Genomic DNA, 23,692 nt, shown 5'->3' with positions numbered 1-23,692 from the left:
GGCACGGCTCACGAGTTTATCCCATCGCGCGGGCGAGCGCGCACACCCGTTACCCGTTGCAGACCGGATCGCTCGCGGGCACCTCGCCCGTGAGCAGGTAGTCGTCGACGAGCCCGTTGATGCACGGGTCGCCCTCGTCGTAGGCGATGTGGCCCTCCCCGACGTAGGTGATGAGCACGCCGCTCTCGAGCTGCTCGGCGAGCGCCTCGGCCCACTCGTACGGAGTGGCAGGGTCGCCGGTCGTGCCGATGACGAGGATCGGCGGCGCGCCGGCGGCGCGCACGGGCTCGAGGTCGCCCTCGAAGGCGTGCGGCCAGTTGGCGCAGATGACGTCGCCGAGGGGCGAGGGGTCGGCCGTGGTCGGGGCGACCTCCCGAATGCGCTCGTTCTGCGCGGCGATGACGTCGCGGTCGGTCTCGACCGGATAGTCGAGGCAGTTGATGGCGATGAACGCTTCGAGCGAGTTGTCGACGTAGCGCCCACCCTCGCGGCCGTAGTAGAAGTCGGCGAGCAGGAAGCCCGTGGCGACCTCGCCGGTGCGCAGCTCGCTGAACATCTCGCTGAGGAAGCTCCACGAGCCATCGTCGTAGAGAGCCGTCGCGATGGCGATGTCGAGCACGGCGCTGTCGAAGAAGCGGCCGTCCTCGGCCTCGATGGGCTCCTCGCCCAGGCGGTCGTACAGCTCGCGGATGAGGTCGAGGCTCTCCTCTACACCGCCCGTGAAGGGGCACTCGCCGAGGCTCGGGCATCCTTCGAGGTAGGCGCGCAGCGCCTGTTCGAACCCGGCGGACTGGGCGAGGACGACCTCGAAGGTCGTCGTCGTGGGGTCGGTCGCCCCGTCGAGCACGAGGCGACCGACCTTGTCGGGGAACCGGTCGGCGTACCGCGCGCCGATCTCGGTGCCGTAGGAGTAACCGAAGTAGTGGAGGGCCTCGTCGCCGACGATCGCGCGCAGCAGGTCGAGATCCTGCACCGTGCTCTCGGTGTCGACGAACTCGAGCAACGGGCCGGTGTTCTGCTCGCACGCGGCGATGAAGTCGAGGGACGCGTCGACGACCTCCGCCTCCCACTCGGGGGTTCCCGGCTCGGAGTCGGGGATTCCGTAGATGAACTCGTCCTGCTCGCTCGTCTCGGTGTAGCAGGTCACGGCGCTCGAGCGGCCAACCCCGCGAGGGTCCCAGCCGACGACGTCGAACTGCTCGCGCAGCTCGGTGCTCACCGCGAAGTCGACGCTGTCGCGCACGAAATCGAACCCGGAGGCGCCCGGACCACCCGGGTTGATGAACAGCGACCCCTGAGCCACGCCGCTCGTGGCCGGGTGGCGCACGAGGGCGAGCTCGACGTCCTCGCCCGCACCCGGGTTCTGCCAGTCGAGGGGCGCGAGTGCCGTCGAGCACTGCGCACCGCCGCCGCAGTCCCGCCACGAGAGAACCTGCGTGTAGTAGGGCCGCAGCTCGTCGGCGACCTCTTCGCCCGTCGGGGTGGAGGTGTCGCCCCCGCCGAGGACGGTGGCGAGCCACGGGGGCACGCACCCGCTGAGCAGCAGCACGGGAACGAGGAGGAGGCTGGCGAGAAGGGGGCGTCGCGTCACGCGAGTGAGCCTAGTGCGGGAACCCTGCCGCTCGCCGCGACCATCATCGCCTCGAGCGCGAGTGCCGGCGGTGTGTTGCCGGCGACGCGGTGCCGGGCAAGGGCGATGGCGTCCATCGCGCCGAGGGCGGCAGCCGGGCTCAGGGTCTGCGCCGCGCCCTCCACGGCGGGGCGCAGCGACTCGTTGACGAGCTCGAGACCCGCACCGAGCTGGACGAGAAGGATGTCGCGGTAGAGCGACAGCAGGTCGACGAGCACGCGGTCGACGCCGTCGCGCACGGAGCGCGTCGCACGCCTCTTCTGGTCCTCCTCGAGGTTCTTGAGCGTCGACCGCAGGGCGGGCGGAACGGTGCCCCCGGGTTCGACGCCGAGCTGCCGTAGGGCGGCCTCGCGCTCCTCCGCCTCTCGCTCGACCGTGAACGCCTTCGCGTCTTCCGTAGCGATCGCGACGAGCTGCTCGGCGGCGAGCACGGCCCCGCTCACCGAGGTCACGCCGAGAGCGAGCTCGAGGCTGCGCGTGCGGCGGGCACGGGCATCCGGATCGGTCGCGAGGCGCAGCGCCATGCCGATGTGGGTCTGCGCCTCTCGAGCGGCCTGCTCGGCGAGCGCGGGGGCGATGCCATCGCGGCGCACGAGCAGGTCGGCGACCTCGGCGACGCTCGGCACGCGCAGGCGCACGGTGCGCACGCGGGAACGGATGGTGGGGATGAGGTCGGCGGCGCTCGGCGCGCAGAGGATCCACACGGTGCGCGGCGGCGGCTCTTCCAGAGCCTTGAGGAGCACGTTGGAGGTGCGCTCGGTCATGCGGTCGGCGTCTTCGATGACGATGACGCGATAGGGCGCGACGGAGGGCGAGAACTGGCTCTGCGAGACGAGCTGCCGCACTTCGTCGATCGAGATGATGACGCGGTCGGTCGCGAGCACGGCGAGGTCGGGATGGGTGCGCGCGGCGACCTGCGCCTCCGTCGTCGCGGTCACGGCGGGGTCGGGGGTGAGCCCGCTGAGCAGGGCAGTCGCGAAGGCGTAGGCGAGGTTGGAGCGCCCGGAGCCGGGCGGGCCCGTGATGAGCCACGAGTGGGTCATCGAGTCGGGGTCGGCCGCGGCCTCCTGCAGAGCGCGGATGGCCGCCTCCTGCCCGGTCAGCTCGTCCCACGCGCTCATGCGGCCACTCTAGGCGAGCAGGTGCGACACCCGGTCTCGGATGCTCTGCTGCAGCTCCTCGACGGGCCGGGTCGCATTGAGCACGAGGAACCGCTCGGGCTCGGCCTCGGCGAGCGCGAGGTACGCGGCTCGCACCCGCTCGTGGAAGTCGGCCTCCTCCGCCTCGAGACGGTCGTAGCGGGTGCGGCTCTCGGTGAGGCGTTCGCGGCCGACGGCCGGGTCGAGGTCGAGCAGCACGGTGAGGTCGGGCAGCAGCCCTTCGGTGGCCCACAGGGAGAGGTCGCGCACCTCGCGTGCCTTGAGCACCCGCCCCGCGCCCTGGTAGGCGACGGAGGAGTCGAGGTAGCGGTCTTGGATGACGACGTCGCCGCGCTCGAGCGCGGGGCGCACGACGGTCGCGATGTGGTGCGCGCGATCGGCGGCGTAGAGCAGAGCTTCGGCGCGCGGGGCGATGAACCCTCGGCGGTGCAGCACGATCTCGCGCAGCTCGAGGCCGAGGTCGGTGCCGCCGGGCTCGCGCGACTGCACGACCGTGCGCCCCTGCTGCTCGAGCCACGCGGTGAGGGCGCCCATCTGGGTGCTCTTGCCGGAGCCGTCACCGCCTTCGAGGGTCAGGAAGAGCCCGGTCATGCGCTGCGGCTCACTTCTTCTTCGGTGCAGTCTTCGGCGCGGCCTTCGACGCGCCCGTGGCCTTCTTGGCCGGCGCCTTCTTGGTTGCGGCAGAGGCGCGCTTGGCGGGCTTCTTGGCGGGGCCCTTGGCGCGCTTATCGGCGATGAGCTGCACGGCGCGGTCGAAGTCGACCTCCATCGGGTCTTCGCCGCGCGGCACGGTCGCGTTGGTCTCGCCGTCGGTCACGTAGGGGCCGAATCGGCCGTCCTTGAGCTTGATCGGCTTGCCGCTGACCGGGTCGGCGTCGAATTCCTTGAGGGCGCTCGCGGCCTTGCGGGCGCCGTACTTCGGCTCGGCGAACTTGGCGAGGGCTCCCGCGAGGTCGATGTCGAAGATCTGGCTCTCCTCGTCGAGCGAGCGCGAGTCGGTGCCCTTCTTGAGGTAGGGGCCGTAGCGGCCGTTCTGCGCCGTGATCGGCTCGCCGCTCTCCGGGTCGTCTCCGACGACGCGGGGCAGGTCGAGCAGGCGCAGTGCGGTCGCGAGGTCGACGGTCTCGGGGTCCATGTCCTTGAAGAGGGATGCCGTGCGCGGCTTCTCGCCCGCCTTCTTCTTGGGCGCCGCCTTCTTCTTCGGTGCCGGCTCGAGCACTTCGCCGGTGGCAGGGTCGACGGCGGGCTCGGCGGCAGTGGACTCCGCAGCACTGGGCTGGGCGGGCTCCTCCGGCTCGGGGTCGACCTCGGTGACGTAGGGGCCGAAGCGCCCGGTCTTGGCGACGACGTTCTTGCCCGTCTCCGGGTTCACCCCGAGCACGCGGTCGCCGATGACGGGGGCGTCGGCGAGCTCTTGGGCTTTGGCGGCGGTGAGCTCGTCGGGCGCGAGCTCTTCGGGAATGTTGACGCGTCGCGGCGTCTCCCCGCCTTCGTCGAGCTCGAGGTAGGGGCCGTACTTGCCGATGCGCAGCGTGATGGTGTCGGTGAGCGGCATCGAGTTGAGGGTCTTCGCGTCGATCTCGCCGAGGTTGTCGATCACGGGGCGCAGGCCCGGCTGGTGGGCGTCACCGAAGTAGAAGCCGGTGAGCCACTCGGTGCGGTCGGCCTCGCCGTTGGCGATGCGGTCGAGGTCGGCCTCCATGGCGGCCGTGAAGTCGTATTCGACGAGGTCGGCGAAGTTCTCCTCGAGCAGTCGCACGACCGAGAAGGCGATCCAGTTGGGCACGAGGGCGGAGCCGCGCGGGGTGACGTAGCCGCGGTCGACGATCGTGGAGATGATGGCGGCGTAGGTCGAGGGGCGGCCGATGCCGCGCTCCTCGAGCGCCTTCACGAGGCTCGCCTCGGTGTAGCGCGGGGGCGGGCTCGTCTCGTGCCCCTTGGGCTCGACCTCGACGACGGTGAGGCTCTGCCCCACCTCGAGCGGGGGCAGCTTGGACTCGGCGGGCTCGGTGCGCTCGTCGGCGTTGCGCTCCTCGTCCCGGCTCTCCTCGTAGGCGGCGAGGAAGCCGCGGAAGGTGATGACGGTGCCGCTCGCCGCGAACTCGGCGACGACTCCGGCGGGGGTCGCGCTCTGCGGCGTGGGGCCCGCGTGGATGGTGACGGAGGCGGTCTGCCCGCGCGCGTCGGCCATCTGGCTCGCGACGGTGCGCTTCCAGATGAGGTCGTAGAGCTTCCAGTCGTTGCCCCGCAGGGCGCCCTCGAGCTCGCTCGGGGTGCGGAAGACGTCGCCAGCGGGGCGCACGGCCTCGTGGGCCTCCTGCGCGTTCTTCGACTTGCCGGAGTAGGTGCGGGGGTTCTCGGGGATGCTGTCCGCGCCGTACAGCTGGGTGGCCTGCGAGCGTGCCGCGTCGATGGCCTGCTGGGAGAGCGTCACCGAGTCGGTGCGCATGTAGGTGATGTAGCCGTTCTCGTAGAGCGACTGGGCGACCGACATCGTCTGGCGGGCGGTGAACCGCAGCTTGCGGCCCGCCTCCTGCTGGAGCGTCGACGTCGTGAACGGTGCTGCGGGTCGCCTCGTGTACGGCTTCGATTCGACGTTCGCGACCGTGACGGCGAGGTCCGGGTCGCGCAGCGCTGCGGCGAGCGAGGTGGTCGTGGATTCATCGAGGGCGACCGTTTCGGCCGACTTGAGCTCACCGCGGTCGGTGAAGTCGCGCCCGGTGGCGACCTTCTTGCCATCGAGTTTGCCGAGTCGCGCCGTGAAGGGGGTGTCTCCGCCGGCGGAGGCGAGCGTCGTATCGAGGTCCCAGTAGTTCGCGGTGACGAAGGCGAGGCGCTCGCGCTCGCGGTCGACGACGAGCCGCGTCGCGGCCGACTGCACGCGTCCGGCGCTGAGCCCGGGGCCCACCTTGCGCCACAGCACAGGGCTCACCTCGTAGCCGTAGAGGCGGTCGAGGATGCGGCGGGTCTCCTGCGCGTCAACGAGTGCGGTGTCGAGGTCGCGCGTCGCCTCGACGGCACGCTGGATCGCCTCGGAGGTGATCTCGTGGAAGACCATGCGCTTGACGGGAACCTTGGGCTTGAGAACTTCGAGCAGGTGCCAGGCGATGGCCTCCCCCTCGCGGTCCTCATCTGTCGCGAGCCAGAGCTCGTCGGCGCCCTTGAGGGCTCGCTTGAGGTCGGCGACGGTCTTCTTCTTCGCGTCGGAGACCACGTAGTAGGGCTCGAAGCCGTTCTCGACGTCGATGGAGAACTTGCCGAGGGGGCCCTTCTTGAGCTCGGGGGGCAGGTTCTTGGGCTCGATGAGGTCGCGGATGTGGCCGACAGAGGCCTGCACCTCGTAGTCGTCGCCGAGGTACTTGCCGATCGTCTTCGCCTTGGCAGGCGACTCGACGATGACCAGCTTCTTGGCTCCTGACACGGTGCTCCTCTTTACTGTCGCTCTCGATGCCGCGGGGATGGGATCCGCACCGCGGCGGGGTGCACGGCGCGAAGCCGCGATCAGCCACACCATACACAGGGTGCGCGAGTGCGCACCTCACGGGCACCGGGAGGCCCGGCCCGTGCCGACCGTTGCACGGCCACGCCGAGGACAGTCACGCGCACCGTCACGATCATGCTGAGACCCTCGGCGCGACAGCCCACGAGGGCAGCGTCGTGGGCCTGTGCAACCCGCGCCGCCATGTCGCACGGGTCGCCGGCGACCCACCCGAGCATCACGTCAGCCGCCGCGAGTGCGGCGGCGTCGGCCCCCGCGCCGACACGCTGTGCACCGGCGACGGCGCTCGCGGCGCTGACGAGCGCGAGCCCGGCGATCAGCACGGCAGCGAGCACGCCGAGCACGAGCGGGGTGCCGGCGCCGCGGTCTGTGCGCGAACCGTTCGCGCGCCTCACCACTCTCCGTCCAGGGCGCACGAGGTGGCGCTCACCTCGACCGGCACACCGAGCACTCGAGGGGCCGAGCGCGCCTCGACGCACACGAGGCCGTCGGAGCGCCTCACCAGGACCGTCGCGCCGGGCACCACCTGCTGCATGTGCTGCAGCGCCGAGGACTCACCCCGACCGAGCAGTCGTGCGGCGTCCGCCGCCGCCGACTGCAGACGCACGAGTTCCGTGCCGGCGAGCAGGCCGCCCAGGCAGGCGACGAGCACGAGGGCCACGACGGGGAGGGCGACCGCGACCTCGGCCGTGGCCGCCCCGCGGTCGTCTCTCACCCGACGGTGAGCGCGGTGCGCACGAGGTCGGTGAGGATGCCGCGCACCTCGTCGCTCTGCATGATGACGACGAGCAGGCTCGCGAAGCCGACCGCCGCCATGGTCGCGATCGCGTACTCGGCCGTCGCCGCGCCGCGATCGTCGGCGAGTCGTACCTGCCCACGACGGCGAGCCGTTCTCGTCCAGCGGGACTCGGCGGGCGGGCGGGGGGACGGGAGGGCTGTGCTCATGGTGTGCTCCTTGGGCGATCGTGCCCGCCGAGGGCGGGCGGTCCAGTGGCACGAACCCGTTCAGTCTGAGATGCCCGTCTCGCCGCCACACCCACGGCGACCCATCAGGGCAGAGCACGCCTCATGAGAGGGGTGTGGAGGAGAGCAGCCCGAGCAGGAGCGGCACGACACCGAGCAGGACGAAGGAGGGCAGGACGCACGCACCCAGGGGCAGCATGAGGCGCACGGCGAGTCGCTCCGCACTGCTGCGCGCGCTCGCGCGAGCATCCGCACGACGTTCCACGGCCTCCGCGCGGCACAGCGCGCCCAAGGGCGCACCAGACCGGCGCGAGAGCCGCACGAGGGATTGCGCGGCAGCCGCTTCGGCCTCGTCGACCGTGAGGGATGCGCGGTCGAGCTCCCCCGTCACGAGCACGAGAGCCGCCTCGGGTGAGCCGCCGCCGCCCGCGGCGACGGCGAGCAGGTCGAGCGCGAGCCCCGCCGTGGGCGGCGGCGGCGCTGCGGCCTGCAGCATACGGCGCATCCACCGCCGCGCCAGGAGCAGGAGTGCGATTCCGAGCACCGTGCTCGTGAGACCGAGCGGCTGAGCGAGGGTGCCGAGCACGTCGACCCCGAGCAGGAGCGCGAGCACGATGGCGCACGCGGGCAGCAGGAGCACGATGCGCGCCGTGGCCTTCGGGCCGGCGAGCGCGATCTCGATATCGCGGGACGCCTCCTGCCGGTCGCGGATCGCCCCCGCGAAGGCCGTCAGTGCGGGTGCAAGGGGCGCGCCGCTCGCGGCCGCGACTCGCCACGCGGCCAGCAGCCCCGCCCACGATGCGTCCTGCGCGGGAGCCGCACGCTCGAGCGCGAGCGCCGCGTCCGGAGCGCTGTCGAGCTGCGCGACGACGCGGTCGAGGGTCTCGTCGTCACCCTCGGCCGCGATGTGGCGCCACGCGGAGGCCGGCGCGATTCCCGCGGCGAGGAGCACGGCGAGCCGATGCACGTGCGCCGCGACCCTCGTGGGTGGTGCGGCTGTCACCGAGCATCCTCGAGGGGGATGATCGTGAGCCGCTCCCGTGCGTCGAGGCCGAAGCTGCCCAGCGCCGCCGTGCGCTCGCCCGCCATCGTGCGCCGAACGTGCACTGCCAGATCGATGCCGCTGCACACCTGCCGGGCGAGGGGCTCGGGCGCGAGGCCCGCGATCATGCCGATCGCCTCGAGTCGGCTCGGCACGTCGGCGAGGGAGTTGGCGTGCAGCGTGCCTGCTCCCCCGCGGTGACCCGTGTTGAGCGCGGCGAGAAACTCGCGCACTTCTGCCCCGCGGCACTCGCCTACCGCGAGCCTGTCCGGCCGCATCCGCAGTGCCTCGCGCACGAGACGGGCGAGATCGATCTCCCCCGCCCCCTCCAGATTCGCCTGTCGGCATTCGAGAGCAACCAGGTGAGGATGCTCCACCGGAGCCTCCGCGACATCCTCGATGAGCACGATGCGGTCGCGGGGCGAGGCCTCCGAGAGCCAGGCCGCCATGAGAGTCGTCTTGCCGCTGCCCGTAGCGCCCGTCACGAGCAGCGTGCGGCGCTCCTCGAGGGCCGCACGCAGCGCGGAGATGACGGGCGCGGGCAAGCCGCAGCTGTCGAGCGTCACGCGCCGCACACGCGGCAGGCGCAGCGAGATCGCCGTGCCCGCTCGCGCGACAGGGGGTAGCACGACGTGCACACGGATGCCCTCGCCCAGCCGCACATCAGCGGTCGGCGTCGCCTCATCCACGTGCCGGCCGCCATCGGCGATGAGCCGGACGGCGAGGTCTCGGGCCTCAGTCGGGGCTAGGCGCACGCCCGGCACGCGCGTGCTGCCGGCACCGTCGTCGCTCCACACCGCGCCATCGCTCGTCACGAACACGTCGGTCGCCCGTGCGTCGGCCACCGCGGCGGCGAGCGGGCCGAGAAGCTCGGCGAGGTTCGACGGCAACGGACGCACGGCCGGCCCTTCACCCCCGCGACGCGGGTCGCGCGGCACGAACGAGGTCACCCGGCCATCGTGAAGCCGCACGATCGGGCTCGTAGTCGCAGTCGCAGCACGGGGGAGAAACGCCGAAGGCCCCTCCGCTGGGGAGGGGCCTTCGGGTGGTTCGGGGGCGGCGCCCACAATGGGGGGAAGCGGGCGCCGCCACAGCAACACGGGATTGGGGGGAATCGATCGCGTTGCGAGGTCAGGCTTGCTGCTGACAGATCTCAGTGTATGCCAGCGCATCGACCGGTCAAGCGTTTCGGGGCACTTATGTGTCCTCCAAAGGGCGGACACGCAGAATTGTCCCCCGATGGGGTACGAATACGCCGCCCGTGTCGGTTCGTGACGGGCGCTCTCGCGCACCACGAGCATCCTCGTATGATGGCCGGTGTTCCTCACCGGTGCGGCAGACCAGGCCAGTCCGCAGATATTCGACACTCAAGGATGATGATGTCCAGCACCTCGATCGACAGCCTTCTGCACGAGAAGCGCCGCTTCGCCCCCGACCCCGACTTCGCTGCGAACGCGGTCGCCGGTACCGAACTCTACGAGCGCGCGGCCGATGACCGCCTCGCCTTCTGGGCCGAGCAGGCGCGCGACCTCGTGCACTGGCACCGCCCCTTCACGGAGACCCTCGACTGGTCGAAAGCCCCCGTCGCCCGCTGGTTCGGCGATGGCGAGCTCAACGTGGCCTACAACTGCCTCGACCGGCACGTGCTCGCGGGCCACGGCGACCGCGTCGCGATCCACTGGGAGGGCGAGCCCGGCGACACGCGCAGCCTCACGTACGCCGAGCTGACCGTCGAGGTCAAGCGCGCCGCGAACCTGCTCGCGAGCCTCGGCGTCGGCCAGGGCGATCGCGTCGCCATCTACCTGCCCGTCATTCCGGAGGCTGTCATCGCGATGCTCGCGGTCGCGCGGCTCGGCGCCGTGCACTCGGTCGTGTTCGGCGGATTCGCGGCCGAGAGCTTGCGCGCCCGCATCGATGACGCCGGCGCGAAGCTCGTCATCACCGCCGACGGTGCGTACCGCAAGGGCAAGGTGCTGCCGCTCAAGCCCGCCGTCGACGCGGCGCTCGCCGCCGGCGAGACGACGGTCGAGAAGGTGCTCGTCGTGCGGCGCGGCGAGAACGAGATCGACTGGACGGCAGGGCGCGACCTGTGGTGGCACGACGAGATCGCTCCCATGAGCGACGAGCACGACGCACGCGGTTTCGAGGCCGAGAACCCGCTCTTCATCCTCTACACCTCGGGAACGACCGGCAAGCCCAAGGGCATCCTGCACACCTCGGGCGGCTACCTCACGCAGGTCGCGTTCACCCACAAGAACGTGTTCGACCTCAAACCCGAGAGCGACGTGTACTGGTGCACGGCCGACGTCGGCTGGATCACGGGCCACAGCTACGTCGTCTACGGCCCGCTCGCGAACGGCGCCACGCAGCTGCTCTACGAGGGCACCCCCGACACGCCCCATCCCGGCCGATGGTGGGAGCTCATCGAGAAGTACAAGGTGAGCATCTTCTACACCGCGCCGACGGCGATCCGCTCGTTCATGAAGCTCGGCCGCGAGATTCCGCAGAAGTTCGACCTGTCGAGCCTGCGCCTGCTCGGCTCGGTCGGCGAGCCCATCAACCCGGAGGCGTGGGTCTGGTACCGCGAGATCATCGGCGGCGGCACCGCGCCCATCGTCGACACGTGGTGGCAGACCGAGACGGGCGCGATCATGATCAGCGCGCTGCCCGGCATCACGACGACCAAGCCCGGCGCAGCTCAGGTTCCCCTGCCGGGAATCTCGGTGGACGTGCTCGACGAGGAGGGCGCGCACGTCGGCAAGGAGGCCGGCGGGCTGCTCGTGCTCACCGAGCCCTGGCCGAGCATGCTGCGCGGCATCTGGGGTGACGAGCAGCGCTACAAGGACACCTACTGGTCGAAGTTCGCGAACACCTACTTCGCCGGCGACGGCGCCCACCTCGACGAGGACGGCGACGTGTGGCTGCTGGGCCGCGTCGACGACGTGATGAACATCTCAGGCCACCGGCTCTCGACCATGGAGATTGAGTCGGCGCTCGTCTCGCACGAGCTCACCGCCGAGGCCGCGGTCGTCGGTGCGCACGACGACACGACCGGTCAGGCTGTCGTCGCCTTCGTGATCCTGAAGGGTCGCCTCGCGGGCACCGTCACGCCGCAGGAGGCGAGCGACCTGCTGCGAGCGCACGTCGCCGAGCAGATCGGCGCGATCGCCCGGCCCCGTCAGGTGTTCGTGGTCGAGGAGCTGCCCAAGACGCGCTCGGGCAAGATCATGCGCCGCCTGCTGCAGGACGTCGCGGAAGGCCGCGAGGTGGGTGACACGACGACGCTCACCGACACGAGCGTCATCCGCATCATCTCCGACACCATGAAGTAGCCGGCGGCGGCCCGGCCGGGCTCAGGCGAACTCGAGGATGAGCTCGACCTCGACCGGAGCATCCAGGGGCAGTACGGCGACGCCGACGGCGCTGCGCGCGTGCTGCCCCGCCTCGCCGAAGATCTCGCCCAGCACCTCGGAGGCGCCGTTGAGCACGGTCGGCTGGCCGGTGAAGTCGGGAGCCGACGCGACGAAGCCCGTGACCTTCACGATGCGCGTCACGCGATCGAGCGAGCCGATGACGCTCTGCGCGGCCGCGAGGGCGTTGAGCACGCACGTGCGGGCGTAGCCCGCGGCTTCCTCGGCGCTCACCTCATCACCCACCTTGCCGGTCGCAGGCAGGGCACCGTCGACGAAGGGCAGCTGCCCCGCCGTGTGCACGAGGTGGCCGGTCACGACGGCAGGCACGTAGGCGGCGACGGGCTTCGCCAGCTGCGGGATGCTGATGCCGAGCTCGGCCAGGCGCGCGTCGATGCCGCTCATGCGGCGGTGCCCTCGAGGGGACGCTTGAAGTACGCGACGAGTCCGCCCTCCGGGCCGGGCACGATCTGCACGAGCTCCCAGCCGTCGGAACCCCAGTTGTTGAGGATCGCCTGGGTGGTGTGGATCATGAGCGGAGTCGTGAGGTACTCCCATTGCGTCATCTCGGTCTCCGTTCAGGGTTAAGGGGGGCAAGGTGCCGTACCCTCTAGCATATGTCTGCCCAGAATCAGAAGGCCTCCGGCATCATCGGCGCACTCGCCGGCATGCTCGGGCTCAGCGCACTCGCCGGAGTTCTCGTGACCGTCATGGTCACCCCGGCGCTCGCGGTCACCGGAATGGCCGCCTCCAACACCATCGGCATCTTCGAGGGTCTGCCCGAGTACATCCGCATCGACGAGCAGTCGCAGCGCAACACGCTGTGGGCTCAGAAGACATCGGATCCGGACGACGGGTACACGCGCATCGCAACGGTGTACTACCAGAACCGCGAAGAGGCCGGGTGGGACGACGTCTCGCAGTACATCAAGGACGCCGTTCTCGCCGGGGAGGACCGCCGCTTCTACGAGCACAACGGCGTCGACGTTCAGTCCATCGTGCGCGCCGCGATCGGCAACGTCGCCTCGGGAGACATCGAGTCGGGCGCCTCGACGCTCACCATGCAGCTCGTCAAGAACCTCTTCATCAACGAGGCGCTGCAGCTCGACTCCGAGGAGGAGCAGCTCGAAGCCATCCGTGCCGCGCAGGAGACGAGCCTCGAGCGCAAGCTCAAGGAGGCGAAGCTCGCGATCGGCCTCGAGAAGCAATACACCAAGAACGAGATCCTTCTCGCCTACTTGAACATCGCCGGTTTCGGTGGCAACACCTACGGAATCGAGGCCGCTGCGCAGGAGTACTTCGGCGTACCCGCCTCCGACGTGACGATCGCGCAGGCGGCGAGCCTCATCGCGATCGTCCAGCAGCCGGGCGCGCGCTCGCTCAAGAGCCCCGAGAACTACGCCGCCAACCAGGGGCGACGCGACTTCATCCTCAACGAGATGCTCGACGAGGGCTACATCACCGCCGCGGAGCACCGCGAGGCGATCGACCAGCCGGTCGACGAGGAGTTCGTCAACCCGAGTCCGCCCTCGAACGGCTGCATGGCGGGCCACCGGTACGCCAAGTTCTTCTGCGACTTCGTCGTCGAGAACGTCGACAACTTGGAGTCGCTCGGCGCGACCGTCGATGACCGGCGCGACGCCTGGCGTCTCGGCGGGCTCGACGTCTACACGACGCTCAACCTGTCGCTGCAGAAGGTGGCGCAGGACGAGGTGTGGAGGTACGTCCCGCGCGACGAGACCCGTCTCGAGCTCGGCGGCACGGCCGTCTCCGTGGAAACCGACACGGGTCGCATCATCACGATGGCCCAGAACAAGGTCTTCGACAACACCCTGGAGGGCGGTGGTCGCAGCACTACTGCCGTCAACTTCAACACCGATCAGCCCTACGGCGGCTCGCAAGGCTTCCAGACGGGATCGACCTACAAGGTCTTCGCGCTCCTCGAGTGGCTCAAGCAGGGTCACGGGCTGAACGAGTACGTGGACTCTTCCGTTCGCACCTTCAACCAGGCTTCCTTCACAGACACATGCGTGGGGGGCTGGGGCGGACCGTGGACGCCGAAGAACGACGCGCCCGCGGCACCGGCGATGAGCGCCTACCGCGCCACGACAGACTCGGTCAACACCGCCTTCGTGGCGATCGCGCAGCAGCTCGACCTGTGCGGTATCCGCCAGACGGCGGAGAGCATCGGTGTTCACCGCGCCGATGGCGCGCCGCTCGAGACGAACCCCTCCTCGGTGCTGGGCACCAACTACATCGCGCCCATGACGATGGCGGCAGCGTTCGCGGCGATCGCGAACGACGGTCGCTACTGCGAGCCCGTCGCCGTCGACCGCATCGTCACCAGGGACGGCGAAGAGTTGCCGGGCCAGTCACCTGACTGCCGTCAAGGCATCGATCCCGAGGTCGCCGCCGCCGCCGCGTACGCGATGCAGGGCGTGATGTCCGGCGGTACGGGCGTGGCCTCGAACCCGCGGGACGGTGTGCCGATCATCGGCAAGACGGGTACCACCGACGGCTCGCAGCAGACCTGGGTCGTGGGCGCCACGCGCGAGGTCGGTACCGCCGTGTGGGTCGGCAACATTCTCGGCGACTTCCCGATGCGCAACTACCCGAGCGGTGGAAGCTTGCGTCACCTCATCTTCCAGCCCCTCATGGCCGCCGTGAACGGCCAGTACGGGGGAGGGTCCTTCCCGGATCCCCCGGGTCGTCTCCTCACCGGCTCGGGTGTCGAGCTGCCCGACGTGCGCGGTGAGACGGAGGAGAACGCCCGGTCCTTGCTCGAAGGTCTCGGCTTCGGCTTCGAGGTCTCCGGTCGGGTCGACTCCGACCTCGAAGAGGGCCGCGTGGCCAGCATGTCGATCGCCCCGGGCACCCTGCTCGCGCGCGGTGTGATCGTGAAGGTGGAGACGAGTCGCGGCAACCTCATCGAGCTGCCCGACGTCTCCTCTGGCGGTTACACCTTCGAGGAAGCCCGCGACATCCTCGTGGACGCCGGATTCACGAACGTCTCCGAGTCCTGCTCCGAGATCCCGCCGGTGGAAGAAGGCGGCGATCCGCTCATGGACGGCATCGTCACGGGGCAGAATCCGAGTGGAGGCTCGAAGGTCAAGTATGAGAAGTCGATCACGTTGACGGTCTCGCGACTCGACTGTTCGTGAGCGCTCTCGTTCGCGGAACGGCCGCCGCATCCCTCGGGATCGCGGCGGCCGTCGCCGTGTACGCGACGGTCGTCGAGCGCCGCGCCTACCGCGTGCGGCGAGAGACCGTCCCTGTGCTCTCCCCGGGTGCTGAGCCGATCCGGGTTCTGCACCTGAGCGACCTGCACCTCGCCCCGTGGCAGCGCGACAAGGTCGAGTGGGTGCGAGGCCTCGCAGGCCTGGACCCCGATCTCGTCGTCATGACCGGCGACAGCCTGGGCCACCTCGACGCTCTGCCGGCTCTGCGCCGCGCGCTCGAACCCTTCGCGGGCATCCCGGGCGTGTTCGTGCACGGCTCGAACGACTACTTCGCGCCCAGCCCCAAGAACCCGCTGCGGTACCTCATCGGCCCCTCCCAGCACCGCCCCGAGGAGGCGACGCGGCTGGACGTCGACGCGCTCGAGAGCTTCTTCCTCGACCGGCTGGGGTGGCTGAACCTGAACAACGACGTCACCCAGCTCTTCCTCAAGCGCTCGCGCCTCGAACTGCTCGGCACCAACGACGCGCACCGCGGCTGGGACCGCCTCGACGTGCTGCCGGCTCTCATGGATGCCCTGCGCGAGCTCGACGAAGACCCGACCGATGACCCCGCGGTGACGATCGGTGTCACGCACGCCCCGTACCAGCGCGTGCTCGACTCCTTCACGACGCAGGGCGCCGACGTCATCTTCGCAGGGCACACGCATGGAGGCCAGGTGTGCGTGCCCGGCGTGGGTGCGCTCATCACCAATTGCGACCTTCCCCGCGAGTACGCGCGGGGACTGCACGTGTGGCACCACGCCCTGTCAGCGGCCTACCTGAACGTGTCGGCGGGCCTGGGCGCCTCCATCTACGCACCTGTGCGCTTCGCCTGCCCGCCCGAGGCGGTGCTCGTGACTCTCGTCGACGACGACATCGGCTATTCTTGACGGGTCGCCCTCCCTGAGGGCGCATCGGGGTATGGCGCAGCTTGGTAGCGCGCGTCGTTCGGGACGACGAGGTCGCAGGTTCAAATCCTGTTACCCCGACAGTGTCCTCTCTCGGGAACGACACCCCGCCAGATCTGGCACGAATGGGCGCTTGCGCTCCGCGCGCGGCACCGTTTGAGGCGAATCTGGGGCGGGACGAGCTACGCGGGGCGGGGCCGGCGGGTGACGCTGGCCGAAACGGCCCGCGACTAGCTGAAGTCTGGATCGGGCTCGAGCTCCAGCCCCACCGGCGCCTTCCACCCGGAGGCGAGCGACTCCCCCGACTCGTCGAGGTAGCACGCCCCGCACAGGCTCTCGTAGGCGACGTCGACGCCGTCGATGGCGACCTGGTCGCCGTCGAAGACGAAGACTCCATCGATGGAGCGGGCGTTGAAGACGGCTTTGCGGCCGCAGCGGCAGATGGTCTTGAGCTCTTCGAGCGAGTGGGAGATCTCGAGCAGTCGGCGGCTACCGGGAAAGGCGACGGTCTGGAAGTCGGTGCGGATGCCGTACGCGAGCACCGGGATGTCTTCGCGAATCGCGATGCGCAGCAGGTCGTCGACCTGCGGCGGGGTGAGGAATTGCGCCTCGTCCACGAGAAGGCACGCGACATCCCTCTGCCGCACGCGCAGCAGCGACGCCCGGTGCGCTTGGAAGCGCGTGTAGACGTCGTCGGTCTCGTCGATCGTGAAGTCGACGGCCCGGGTGACGCCGAGGCGCGACACGATCGTCTGGTCGCCCTTGGTGTCGATGCGCGGCTTGGCGAGCACGACGGACTGGTCGCGCTCCTCGTAGTTGTAGGCGGCCTGCAGCAGCGCGGTGCTCTTGCCGCTGTTCATGGCGCCGTAGCGGAAGTAGAGCTTGGCCATTACTGCAGGTGTCCGTCCTCCGCCGCTCGGCGGATCAGCTCGGCCTTGCTGCTCGCGGGGCGCCCGGCTTTCGCGTACTTCTCGCGCACTCGGCGCACATAGGTCTTGGCGGTCTCGTACTGCACGTTCATCTTCGCCGCGACCTCGCTCATGCTGAACCCGCTCGCGTAGAGCACGAGGGCTTCGCGCTCGCTGATGCTGAGCTTCGGGCGGGCCGGATGCACGGCTCCCCTCGGCAGCGGCCTCCAGTCGCGCACCGCCTCGCCGGAGGACTCCATGCCCATGACGCTGCGCGCGGCTTCCATGACCTCGCTCAGGGGCAGGGCCTTGGAGAGGAAGGCGGCGGCACCCGCGGCGAGCGCCCGCTCGCGCGCCTCGTCGGTGTCGAGGCTCGTGAGCACGATGACCTTGGCCCCCGCGGCGCGGCAGGTGCGTACGCGCGCCTCGATCGAGACGGGCTCTTGCAGCTGGAAGTCGAGGAGGACGAGGTCGGTCGGAAACTGGTCGCTCTGCACGAGCTCGAACCACGTGGGTGCGGTGAGCACGAGTTCGAAGTCGGGGGCGTTGCCCTCGATCCAGCTCGACAGGCTGTCGAGCAGCAGTTCGTGGTCGTCCAGGATGGCGAGGCGAACCCGGCGGCCCAGCCTCGCGTCAGTGTCCATACTCAAACTCTAGAGTCACGGAGTCGGCCTGGGCCTCGACGCGCGAACGAAGGGTGAGTCCGCGCACGAGATGCAGGGTGGGGTTGAGCACGCGCACCGCACGAGAACCACCGGTGGGGGTCGTGAGGGACCACCGGACGCTCGCCCCGGTGGCCGTTGCGCGAATGCGCAGCCCGATCGCCGAGGCTTCGACGCGCTCGACCGCTTGCATGCCGATCGCGCGCAGGAGGGTGCGTTGCGCCGTCGTGAGTCCGCGGCCCACGTCGTCGGGGTCGTCGGCGATTCCGCTCACGGTGGCCTCGGGCGCCCGCGAGCAGAGCTCGTCGAGGAGGCTCTGCGCCCAGCCTCGCTGAACGTCCGCCACGAGGAGGGCGCGGATGCTCTGCGCGAGCTCGCGGGCCTCCTCCCGATCCTCGGGCGCGAATGTCTCCGCCGCGCCGATACGAGTGAAGAAGGGCACGACCTTGCGATTCACGAGGCTCACCCGCTGCTGCTGCACCGAGCGCGCGACCCCGCCGCGCTGCTCGACAGCCGTTGCTGCCGCGGAGCGCCACGCCTGCTCGAGCCAGGTGAGGATCGAGCCGTTCACGGAGAAGGCGTAGGCGGCGGAGGCGAAACCCAGGCAGGCGAGCGAGCTGGAGCCCGCCACAGCGAAGGTCGCCAGGGGCACGGGCGACGCGGCGAAGGGTGCTTGCAGCAGGGCGAGAAGAGCCGAGACCGCGGTGAGACTGGCCGTGGCCGTCGCGAGCTCGAGGGCCGGCCGATAGGGCGCGAGTGACAGCAGGATGAGTCCCGCCACGAGCGGCGCCCAGTCGTCGCGCAGCAAGAGGTTGGCCCCGTACGTGGAGGCGACCGCGAGGGCGAGAACTGCCCCGAGCACAAGGTAGATCAGCAGCCCCCACGCCACGGAGAACACCGATCGGTGGGCTCGCGTGCGGTCGAGGATGATGGCGGCGGTCGCGATGACGAGCACGGTGGCGAGGACGAAGCCTGCGAGCCACGTCACTTCGGATCCACGCGAGAGCAGCGTGAGCACCGGCAGCACCACGGCGAGGGCGAGGATGCCGCCGGTGACCGGCCGCGCGGCGACGGCGGAGAGCGGATCGATGCGCTCGGTCGTGGCCCGACCGGCCCGCAGACCGCGCGCCGAGATTCCCCAGGGGAAGCGCGCGAGCTCTCGGCGCGCGAGCGTGGAGTGTGTCGTCATCGTCGTGGTACCCCCGTGGGCACGCGCAGCATGACCGACGTCCCTTTGCCCGGTTGCGACCACACCGTCGCGGCGCCCCCGATCGAGTCGAGCCGCCCGATGATGCTCGACCCGACCCCGAGCCGGCCCCCGCTGCGACCGGCGACGTCGAAGCCGACTCCCGCGTCGATGACCATGACCGAGAGCTCCTCCGGAGAGGCGCCGACCACGATCTCGGCGTGCGTCGTCTGCGCGTGCCGTCGAACGTTCGAGATGCACTGGGCGATCGCCCTCACGAGTTCGTCTGCGGTCTCCCGCGGCAGAGTCTCGAGCGCGTCCAGATCGCCCGCGAGGGTGACCTCGAGCTCTCCCCCGGCCTCCGCCACCGCCCGTCGCAGCAGTTCGGCTCGCTGGGCCCCTGCTGTGCCGTCGCTGGGCGCATCGACGGCGAACCACTCCTCGCCGACGATCATCGCGAGGTCGGCCGCGATCGACTCGCGCACCTCGCGCGAGAGCCGAGCATCCGGCGTCGCCGTGACGACCGCGAGCTGATTGAGCACGGTGTCGTGCAGCAGCGCCGTCGCCCGCGACTCGAAGACGGCACGCACTTCGGCCAGCTGCTCGTCCCTCGCCGCACGGAAGAGCGCCGACTGCGAGGCGCGCGTCGTGAACCGCTCAGCGCCGACCACGGCGAGGGTGCCGACGATCGCGAGGTAGATCGCTAGCGGTGTCCCGTCGAACTGCCATCCGGCTCCGACAGTCGCGAGGGCAGCGAAGGTGGCGAGCTCACCGGCGACATAGCCGAGGGTGGTCCACGCGATGGCGTCGCGCGCCTTCGGCGTCACACCGACGACCATCATGAGCGCGAGCTTGAGCAACTGCACCACGTAGTCGTCGTAAGCGATCGGCGCGCCGAGCTCTGTCGAGACGATGAGGGTGGAGAGGTAGACGCCGAGCCCCCCGATGACGACGTAGCAGCCGGCGATGAAGCGGGAGGGCGTGCGGTCGAGCATGACGAGGAGGGCGAGCATGGGCAGGAGGGCCAGGAGCGCGGGCCACAGCGCGACCTCCGGTAGCGAGACCTCGACGGAGAGCCCCACGATTCCGACGGAGACGAGACTCACCGCGGCGATCGCGTGGCCGGCGCGCGCGACGGCCCTGGTCGTCGTGCGCGCGGCAAGGTGGCTGGGCAGACCGAGCGGCATCGCCTCCCCCTCCCCGCGCGCTAGAACAAGGGCCCACGGCCCCCCGAGGCATTATGACTCGCCTGCAGCCGCACGACCAGTCCACCTCCGGGGGGGGGACGTGTCAGAAGAGCGTTGCGGCAACGGGTCGCACGGGCGCGGCGACTGGCGTGGGTGGCACTGCTCGTCGCGAGGCGGCGGCTCGCTGCCGCGGCCCCGCGAGGGCGGTAGACCGCACGGTGCCTGTCGCCGTGTCGAGCGCGGGCGCGCGCAGGCCGTGCGCGCGGCGCACCTCGTCGACGCGCGCTGCGAGCCACGCGCGGTACGCCTTCGGCGGGTGAGGGCCGTCGCTGTAGAGCGCGCGGTACCTCTCGACCCGATCCGGATGCTCCCGCTCGAGCCAGGCGAAGAACCACTCGCGCACTCCCGGGCCCAGGCGCAGCGAGGAGTGCACGGCCGAGCGAGCCCCCGCCTCGCGGATGCGGGCGAACGCCTCATCGAGGTGCGCGCGCGTGTCGGTGAGGTCGGGCAGCAGGGGCATGAGGAACACGCTCGGGGTGAAGCCCGCATCGACGGCGGCGCGGATGGTCGCGAGCCGAGCATCCGTCGAGGGGGTTCCCGGCTCGATCGACTGCTGCAGCTCGTGATCGTAGATGGCGATCGACATGCTCAGGTCGACGGGCACGCTCGGCGCCACGCTCTGCAGCAGCGGCAGGTCGCGGCGCAGCAGGGTGCCCTTCGTGAGGATGCTCAGGGGCGTGCCGCTCGCGGCGAGAGCCTCGATGATGCCAGGCATGAGGGCATACCGGCCTTCCGCGCGCTGATAGGGGTCCGTGTTCGTGCCGAGAGCAACGGGGTCGCGCTGCCACGAGGGTCGCGCGAGCTCGCGCGCGAGCACCTCCGCCACGTTGAGCTTGACGACCACCTGGGCGTCGAAGTCGCGCCCCGCGTCGAGGTCGAGGTACTCGTGGGTCGGCCGCGCGAAGCAGTACACGCACGCGTGGCTGCACCCGCGGTAGGGGTTGATCGTCCAGCCGAAGGGCAGGCCGCCTCCTCCGCCGGGCACGCGGTTGAGGGCCGACTTGGCGAGCACCTCGTGAAACGTGAGACCCGCGAACTCGGGCGGCCGCACCGTGCGCACGAGCCCACTGAGTGCCAGTGCGCTGTCGGGCGAGTCGAAGCCGGGCAGCGCGTCGGCGGCGAGCGCGGTCGGCTTCTGACTGCTCCACCGCATGCCCCACCTCCTGCCGCTAGTCGAACATACGTTCGATCACGCGTCAAGTCGGGGACCATCGACCCGTGACGGGGCGCCCGCGCAGTCGTAGGCTCGGGGGATGCCGCACGTCGACCTCAACAGCGACCTCGGCGAATCCTTCGGTGCCTGGACGATGGGCGACGACGAGGCGATGCTGCCGCTCGTGTCGAGCGCGAACCTCGCCTGCGGCTTCCACGCCGGGGATCCGCTGGGCATGCTCACGGCGTGCCGCACGGCTCTCGCCCACGGGGTGACCATCGGCGCGCATCCCTCGTACCGCGACCGCGTCGGGTTCGGGCGTCGCGACATGGAGATCGCGCCCGAGGAGCTCGGCGCGGAACTCCTGTACCAGGTGGGGGGCCTCGTTGGCGTCGCCGAGAGCATCGGCGCGCGCGTCGCCTACGTCAAGCCGCACGGCGCCCTCTACACGCGCATGGCCGTCGACCCGGCCGTCGCTGACGTCGTCGCGGAGGCCGCTGCCACGCTCGCACTGCCCGTGCTCGGCCCGCCGCTCTCCGCCGTGGAGACGGCCTGCTCGCGCGCTGGCGTGAGATTCGTGCGCGAGGCCTTCGCCGACCGCGCCTACCTCGCCGACGGCACTCTCGCCCCCCGGGGGCTGCCGGGTGCGGTCATCACCGACCCGTCGGAGGTCGCCGACCGGGCCGAGCGCATCGTCACCGACGGTGAGGTGACGGCGCTCGACGGCTCGACGGTGAACGTGCGCGTCGACTCGCTGTGCGTGCACGGCGACACGGTCGGGGCGGTGCAGCTCGCGCACGCCGTGCGCCACGCGCTCACCCGCGCCGGGGTCAGGATCGCCGCCTTCGCATGAGGCTGCTGCCCTACGGAGATCGTGCGCTGCTCGCCGAGTTCGCCACGCAGGAGGCGGTGCTCGGTGCGCTCGCGGCGTGGCAGGACGCGCCGCCGGGCGTGCTCGAGCTCGTCCCCGCCGCGCGCACGGTGCTCGTGCGCATCGACCCGGGCGTGCTCGGGCTCAGGCACCTCGAGCACTGGCTGACAACGGCCCCGCGCGCTGAGGCGGCGCTCCCGGCCGGCACCGAGGTCGAGATCCCGGTGCGGTACGACGGCGGGGATGTGGCCGTGGTCGCGCAAGCGTGGGCGTGCTCGCCCGAGGAGGTCGCCGAGCGGCACGCCGCGCGCGAGTGGGTGTGCGCGTTCGTCGGCTTCGCCCCGGGCTTCCCCTATCTGGTACCCGCCGACGGCACGGCGGCGCTCCCTCCCGTGGCACGACGATCGACCTCGCGCACAACAGTTCCCGCCGGCGCCGTGGCCCTCGCCGCCGAGTACTGCGGCATCTACCCGCGCAGCTCTCCCGGCGGCTGGCAGCTCATCGGCACGACCGACGCTGCGCTGTGGGATGCGGCCCGCGGCGACCCCGCCCTCGTGACCCCCGGCACGCGCGTGCGCTTCACCCGGGTGGTGCCGTGATGCGCTCCCCTGACGCTCTCGCGAGCTCGTCCGCCCCGCACCCCGTCGTGCGGGTGCTCGCCGCCGACGGTCGCGCCGTCGTGCAGGATCTCGGCCGCGGGGGCCTCGCGCACCTCGGCGTGAGCGGTTCGGGCGCCTTCGACCGCGCGGCTCACCGCCTCTCGAACCGGCTCGTGGGCAACCCCGAGCACGCTGCGGCGCTCGAGGTGCTGCTCGGCGGGGTGCGCCTGGCGCTGCCCGCCGGCTGCTGGCTCGCCGTGACGGGCGCGTGGGGGCTGGTGACCCTCGACGGCGAGCTCCTCGATCCGCACACCGCCGTGCGCACGTCGCTGCCGCGCGAGCTCGAGCTGGGCCCCGCGACGCACGGCGTGCGCTACACCGTCGCCGTGCGGGGCGGTGTCGCCATGGCCGAGACGCTCGGGTCGCGGTCGCGCGACACGCTCGCGGCGCTCGGGCCTGCGCCGCTCGCCGCCGGCGATGTGCTGCCGATCGGGCCGGAGCCCGAGGACCCTGTGCCGCCCGCCGATCTCGTGCCCGTCGACCCGCCCACGACGGGTCTCGCCGAGCTCGACGTGCGCCCCGGCCCTCGGCTCGAGTGGCTCACGGCAGACGCGCGCGACCTGCTGCTCGGCGTCGAGTGGCAGGTGTCGGCGCGCAGCGACCGCACGGGCGTGCGGCTCGAGGGGGCCCGGCTCGACCTCGCCCGGCACGGGGAGCTCGCGAGCGAGGGGATGCTGCGCGGGAGCATCCAGATCTCCCCCGACGGCGCGCCCACGGTTCTGGGCCCCGACCACCCCGTGACGGGCGGGTACCCCGTCGCGCTCGTCGTGACGGAGGCCTCGCTCGACCGTCTCGCCCAGCTGCGCCCCGGGCAGCCCGTGCGCCTGCGCCTCGTCGCCGGCCGCCCCTGACCCTCGACCAAACGACGGAGAAACGGACGCGTTCCACACGCTCAACCCGCACCGCGGCCGGTGGAACGGCCGCATCTCCGTCGTTTGGTCGAGGAGAGGCGGTCAGACGGCGAGGGTGGGGCCGCTCCAGCGCGCACGCAGCCAGCGGTCGTGGCTCGCGACGACGACCGAGCCCGGGTAGGTGCCGAGCGCGTCCTCGAGCTCGCCGAGTGGAGTCCCGCATAGTGGTGTAACCCACGGTGGTCGCGCACGTCGTTGCTGACGTGAACGCGGTCACCGTGTGATCCTTCGAGAAGTCTCTTACCCCAACTCGAAAGGCATCAAC

General features: G+C 70.9%; 22 protein-coding genes and 1 tRNA gene. 7 read left to right on the top strand and 16 right to left on the bottom strand.

Translation table 11 applies throughout. The features are described 5' to 3' along the window. Positions 1-49: 49 nt before the first annotated feature. The 9 genes from FK219_RS10085 to FK219_RS10045 form a co-directional block, all read right to left on the bottom strand. Positions 50-1,591, bottom strand: a complete 1,542-nt coding sequence (locus FK219_RS10085; RefSeq protein WP_152583917.1) for an alpha/beta hydrolase — start codon at positions 1,589-1,591, stop codon at positions 50-52. Continuing rightward, positions 1,588-2,751, bottom strand: coding sequence for a DNA polymerase III subunit delta' (locus FK219_RS10080; RefSeq protein ID WP_152583916.1), 1,164 nt, complete (start codon positions 2,749-2,751; stop codon positions 1,588-1,590). The genes FK219_RS10085 and FK219_RS10080 overlap by 4 nt, the downstream gene beginning before the upstream one ends. Positions 2,752-2,760: 9 nt before the next feature. After that, positions 2,761-3,381, bottom strand: coding sequence for a dTMP kinase (tmk, locus tag FK219_RS10075; RefSeq protein WP_152583915.1), 621 nt, complete (start codon positions 3,379-3,381; stop codon positions 2,761-2,763). A gap of 10 nt (positions 3,382-3,391) precedes the next feature. Beyond that, on the bottom strand, positions 3,392-6,211 hold the full coding sequence (topA, locus tag FK219_RS10070) for a type I DNA topoisomerase (RefSeq protein WP_152583914.1): 2,820 nt from the start codon (positions 6,209-6,211) through the stop codon (positions 3,392-3,394). A gap of 80 nt (positions 6,212-6,291) precedes the next feature. Further along, entirely contained in the window at positions 6,292-6,684 is a 393-nt protein-coding gene (locus FK219_RS13365; protein WP_152583913.1) for an Rv3654c family TadE-like protein, read from the bottom strand. Further along, on the bottom strand, positions 6,681-7,004 hold the full coding sequence (locus tag FK219_RS10060) for a TadE family type IV pilus minor pilin (RefSeq protein WP_152583912.1): 324 nt from the start codon (positions 7,002-7,004) through the stop codon (positions 6,681-6,683). The genes FK219_RS13365 and FK219_RS10060 overlap by 4 nt, the downstream gene beginning before the upstream one ends. Further along, positions 7,001-7,234 (bottom strand): DUF4244 domain-containing protein, encoded by a 234-nt coding sequence (locus FK219_RS10055; protein WP_152583911.1) that lies wholly within the window; start codon positions 7,232-7,234, stop codon positions 7,001-7,003. The genes FK219_RS10060 and FK219_RS10055 overlap by 4 nt, the downstream gene beginning before the upstream one ends. 121 nt (positions 7,235-7,355) lie before the next feature. Then, positions 7,356-8,255, bottom strand: coding sequence for a type II secretion system F family protein (locus FK219_RS10050; protein WP_165638109.1), 900 nt, complete (start codon positions 8,253-8,255; stop codon positions 7,356-7,358). Then, on the bottom strand, positions 8,252-9,244 hold the full coding sequence (locus FK219_RS10045; protein WP_328821670.1) for a CpaF family protein: 993 nt from the start codon (positions 9,242-9,244) through the stop codon (positions 8,252-8,254). Before FK219_RS10045 ends, FK219_RS10050 begins: the two co-directional genes overlap by 4 nt. Positions 9,245-9,673: 429 nt before the next feature. On the opposite strand from FK219_RS10045, the gene acs reads away from it, so the two are divergent. Then, positions 9,674-11,626: an acetate--CoA ligase gene (acs, locus tag FK219_RS10040; protein WP_152583908.1), complete on the top strand. Its 1,953-nt coding sequence runs from the start codon at positions 9,674-9,676 to the stop codon at positions 11,624-11,626. A gap of 21 nt (positions 11,627-11,647) precedes the next feature. Here the strand turns inward: acs and FK219_RS10035 are convergent, their stop codons facing one another. Then, the gene (locus FK219_RS10035; protein ID WP_152583907.1) at positions 11,648-12,109 is read right to left on the bottom strand and encodes a RidA family protein; all 462 of its coding nucleotides are present in this window, start codon (positions 12,107-12,109) and stop codon (positions 11,648-11,650) included. Next, positions 12,106-12,270, bottom strand: a complete 165-nt coding sequence (locus FK219_RS10030) for a DUF4177 domain-containing protein (RefSeq protein WP_152583906.1) — start codon at positions 12,268-12,270, stop codon at positions 12,106-12,108. The genes FK219_RS10035 and FK219_RS10030 overlap by 4 nt, the downstream gene beginning before the upstream one ends. A 51-nt stretch (positions 12,271-12,321) precedes the next feature. Here FK219_RS10030 and FK219_RS10025 point away from each other — a divergent pair, with 51 nt between their 5' ends. The 3 genes from FK219_RS10025 (at position 12,322) to FK219_RS10015 (ending at position 15,911) form a co-directional block, all read left to right on the top strand. Continuing rightward, positions 12,322-14,865 (top strand): transglycosylase domain-containing protein, encoded by a 2,544-nt coding sequence (locus FK219_RS10025; protein ID WP_152583905.1) that lies wholly within the window; start codon positions 12,322-12,324, stop codon positions 14,863-14,865. Next, positions 14,862-15,812: a metallophosphoesterase gene (locus FK219_RS10020; protein WP_328821669.1), complete on the top strand. Its 951-nt coding sequence runs from the start codon at positions 14,862-14,864 to the stop codon at positions 15,810-15,812. Before FK219_RS10025 ends, FK219_RS10020 begins: the two co-directional genes overlap by 4 nt. Before the next feature lie 25 nt (positions 15,813-15,837). Then, a tRNA-Pro gene (locus tag FK219_RS10015) sits at positions 15,838-15,911 on the top strand. A gap of 149 nt (positions 15,912-16,060) precedes the next feature. On the opposite strand, the gene FK219_RS10010 is transcribed toward FK219_RS10015, so the two are convergent. From FK219_RS10010 to FK219_RS09990, 5 genes are all read right to left on the bottom strand, one after another. Next, entirely contained in the window at positions 16,061-16,720 is a 660-nt protein-coding gene (locus tag FK219_RS10010) for a thymidine kinase (RefSeq protein WP_152583903.1), read from the bottom strand. Beyond that, positions 16,720-17,382 (bottom strand): response regulator transcription factor, encoded by a 663-nt coding sequence (locus tag FK219_RS10005; RefSeq protein ID WP_152583902.1) that lies wholly within the window; start codon positions 17,380-17,382, stop codon positions 16,720-16,722. Before FK219_RS10005 ends, FK219_RS10010 begins: the two co-directional genes overlap by 1 nt. Next, on the bottom strand, positions 17,372-18,589 hold the full coding sequence (locus tag FK219_RS10000) for a hypothetical protein (RefSeq protein ID WP_152583901.1): 1,218 nt from the start codon (positions 18,587-18,589) through the stop codon (positions 17,372-17,374). The genes FK219_RS10005 and FK219_RS10000 overlap by 11 nt, the downstream gene beginning before the upstream one ends. Further along, positions 18,586-19,773, bottom strand: a complete 1,188-nt coding sequence (locus FK219_RS09995) for a sensor histidine kinase (protein WP_152583900.1) — start codon at positions 19,771-19,773, stop codon at positions 18,586-18,588. Before FK219_RS09995 ends, FK219_RS10000 begins: the two co-directional genes overlap by 4 nt. Positions 19,774-19,876: 103 nt before the next feature. Beyond that, positions 19,877-20,986 carry an Rv2578c family radical SAM protein gene (locus FK219_RS09990; RefSeq protein ID WP_152583899.1) on the bottom strand — a complete coding sequence of 370 codons (1,110 nt, stop codon included), beginning with the start codon at positions 20,984-20,986 and terminating at the stop codon, positions 19,877-19,879. Between the two features lie 100 nt (positions 20,987-21,086). On the opposite strand from FK219_RS09990, the gene FK219_RS09985 reads away from it, so the two are divergent. The 3 genes from FK219_RS09985 to FK219_RS13765 are packed head-to-tail and all read left to right on the top strand — an operon-like array spanning position 21,087 to position 23,367. Then, positions 21,087-21,839, top strand: coding sequence for a LamB/YcsF family protein (locus tag FK219_RS09985; protein ID WP_152583898.1), 753 nt, complete (start codon positions 21,087-21,089; stop codon positions 21,837-21,839). Further along, positions 21,836-22,456 (top strand): 5-oxoprolinase subunit B family protein, encoded by a 621-nt coding sequence (locus tag FK219_RS13770; RefSeq protein WP_152583897.1) that lies wholly within the window; start codon positions 21,836-21,838, stop codon positions 22,454-22,456. The genes FK219_RS09985 and FK219_RS13770 overlap by 4 nt, the downstream gene beginning before the upstream one ends. Continuing rightward, a complete protein-coding gene (locus FK219_RS13765; RefSeq protein WP_152583954.1) occupies positions 22,456-23,367 on the top strand; it encodes a 5-oxoprolinase subunit C family protein in 912 nt (303 codons plus the stop codon). Before FK219_RS13770 ends, FK219_RS13765 begins: the two co-directional genes overlap by 1 nt. The last annotated feature ends 325 nt before the right edge of the window (positions 23,368-23,692 follow it).

It is taken from the genome of Microcella pacifica (assembly GCF_009371975.2).
GTDB classification, from domain to species: domain Bacteria; phylum Actinomycetota; class Actinomycetes; order Actinomycetales; family Microbacteriaceae; genus Microcella; species Microcella pacifica.
The sequence above is the reverse complement of the archived record's forward strand: the minus strand, read 5'-3'. Positions and strand labels throughout refer to the sequence as shown.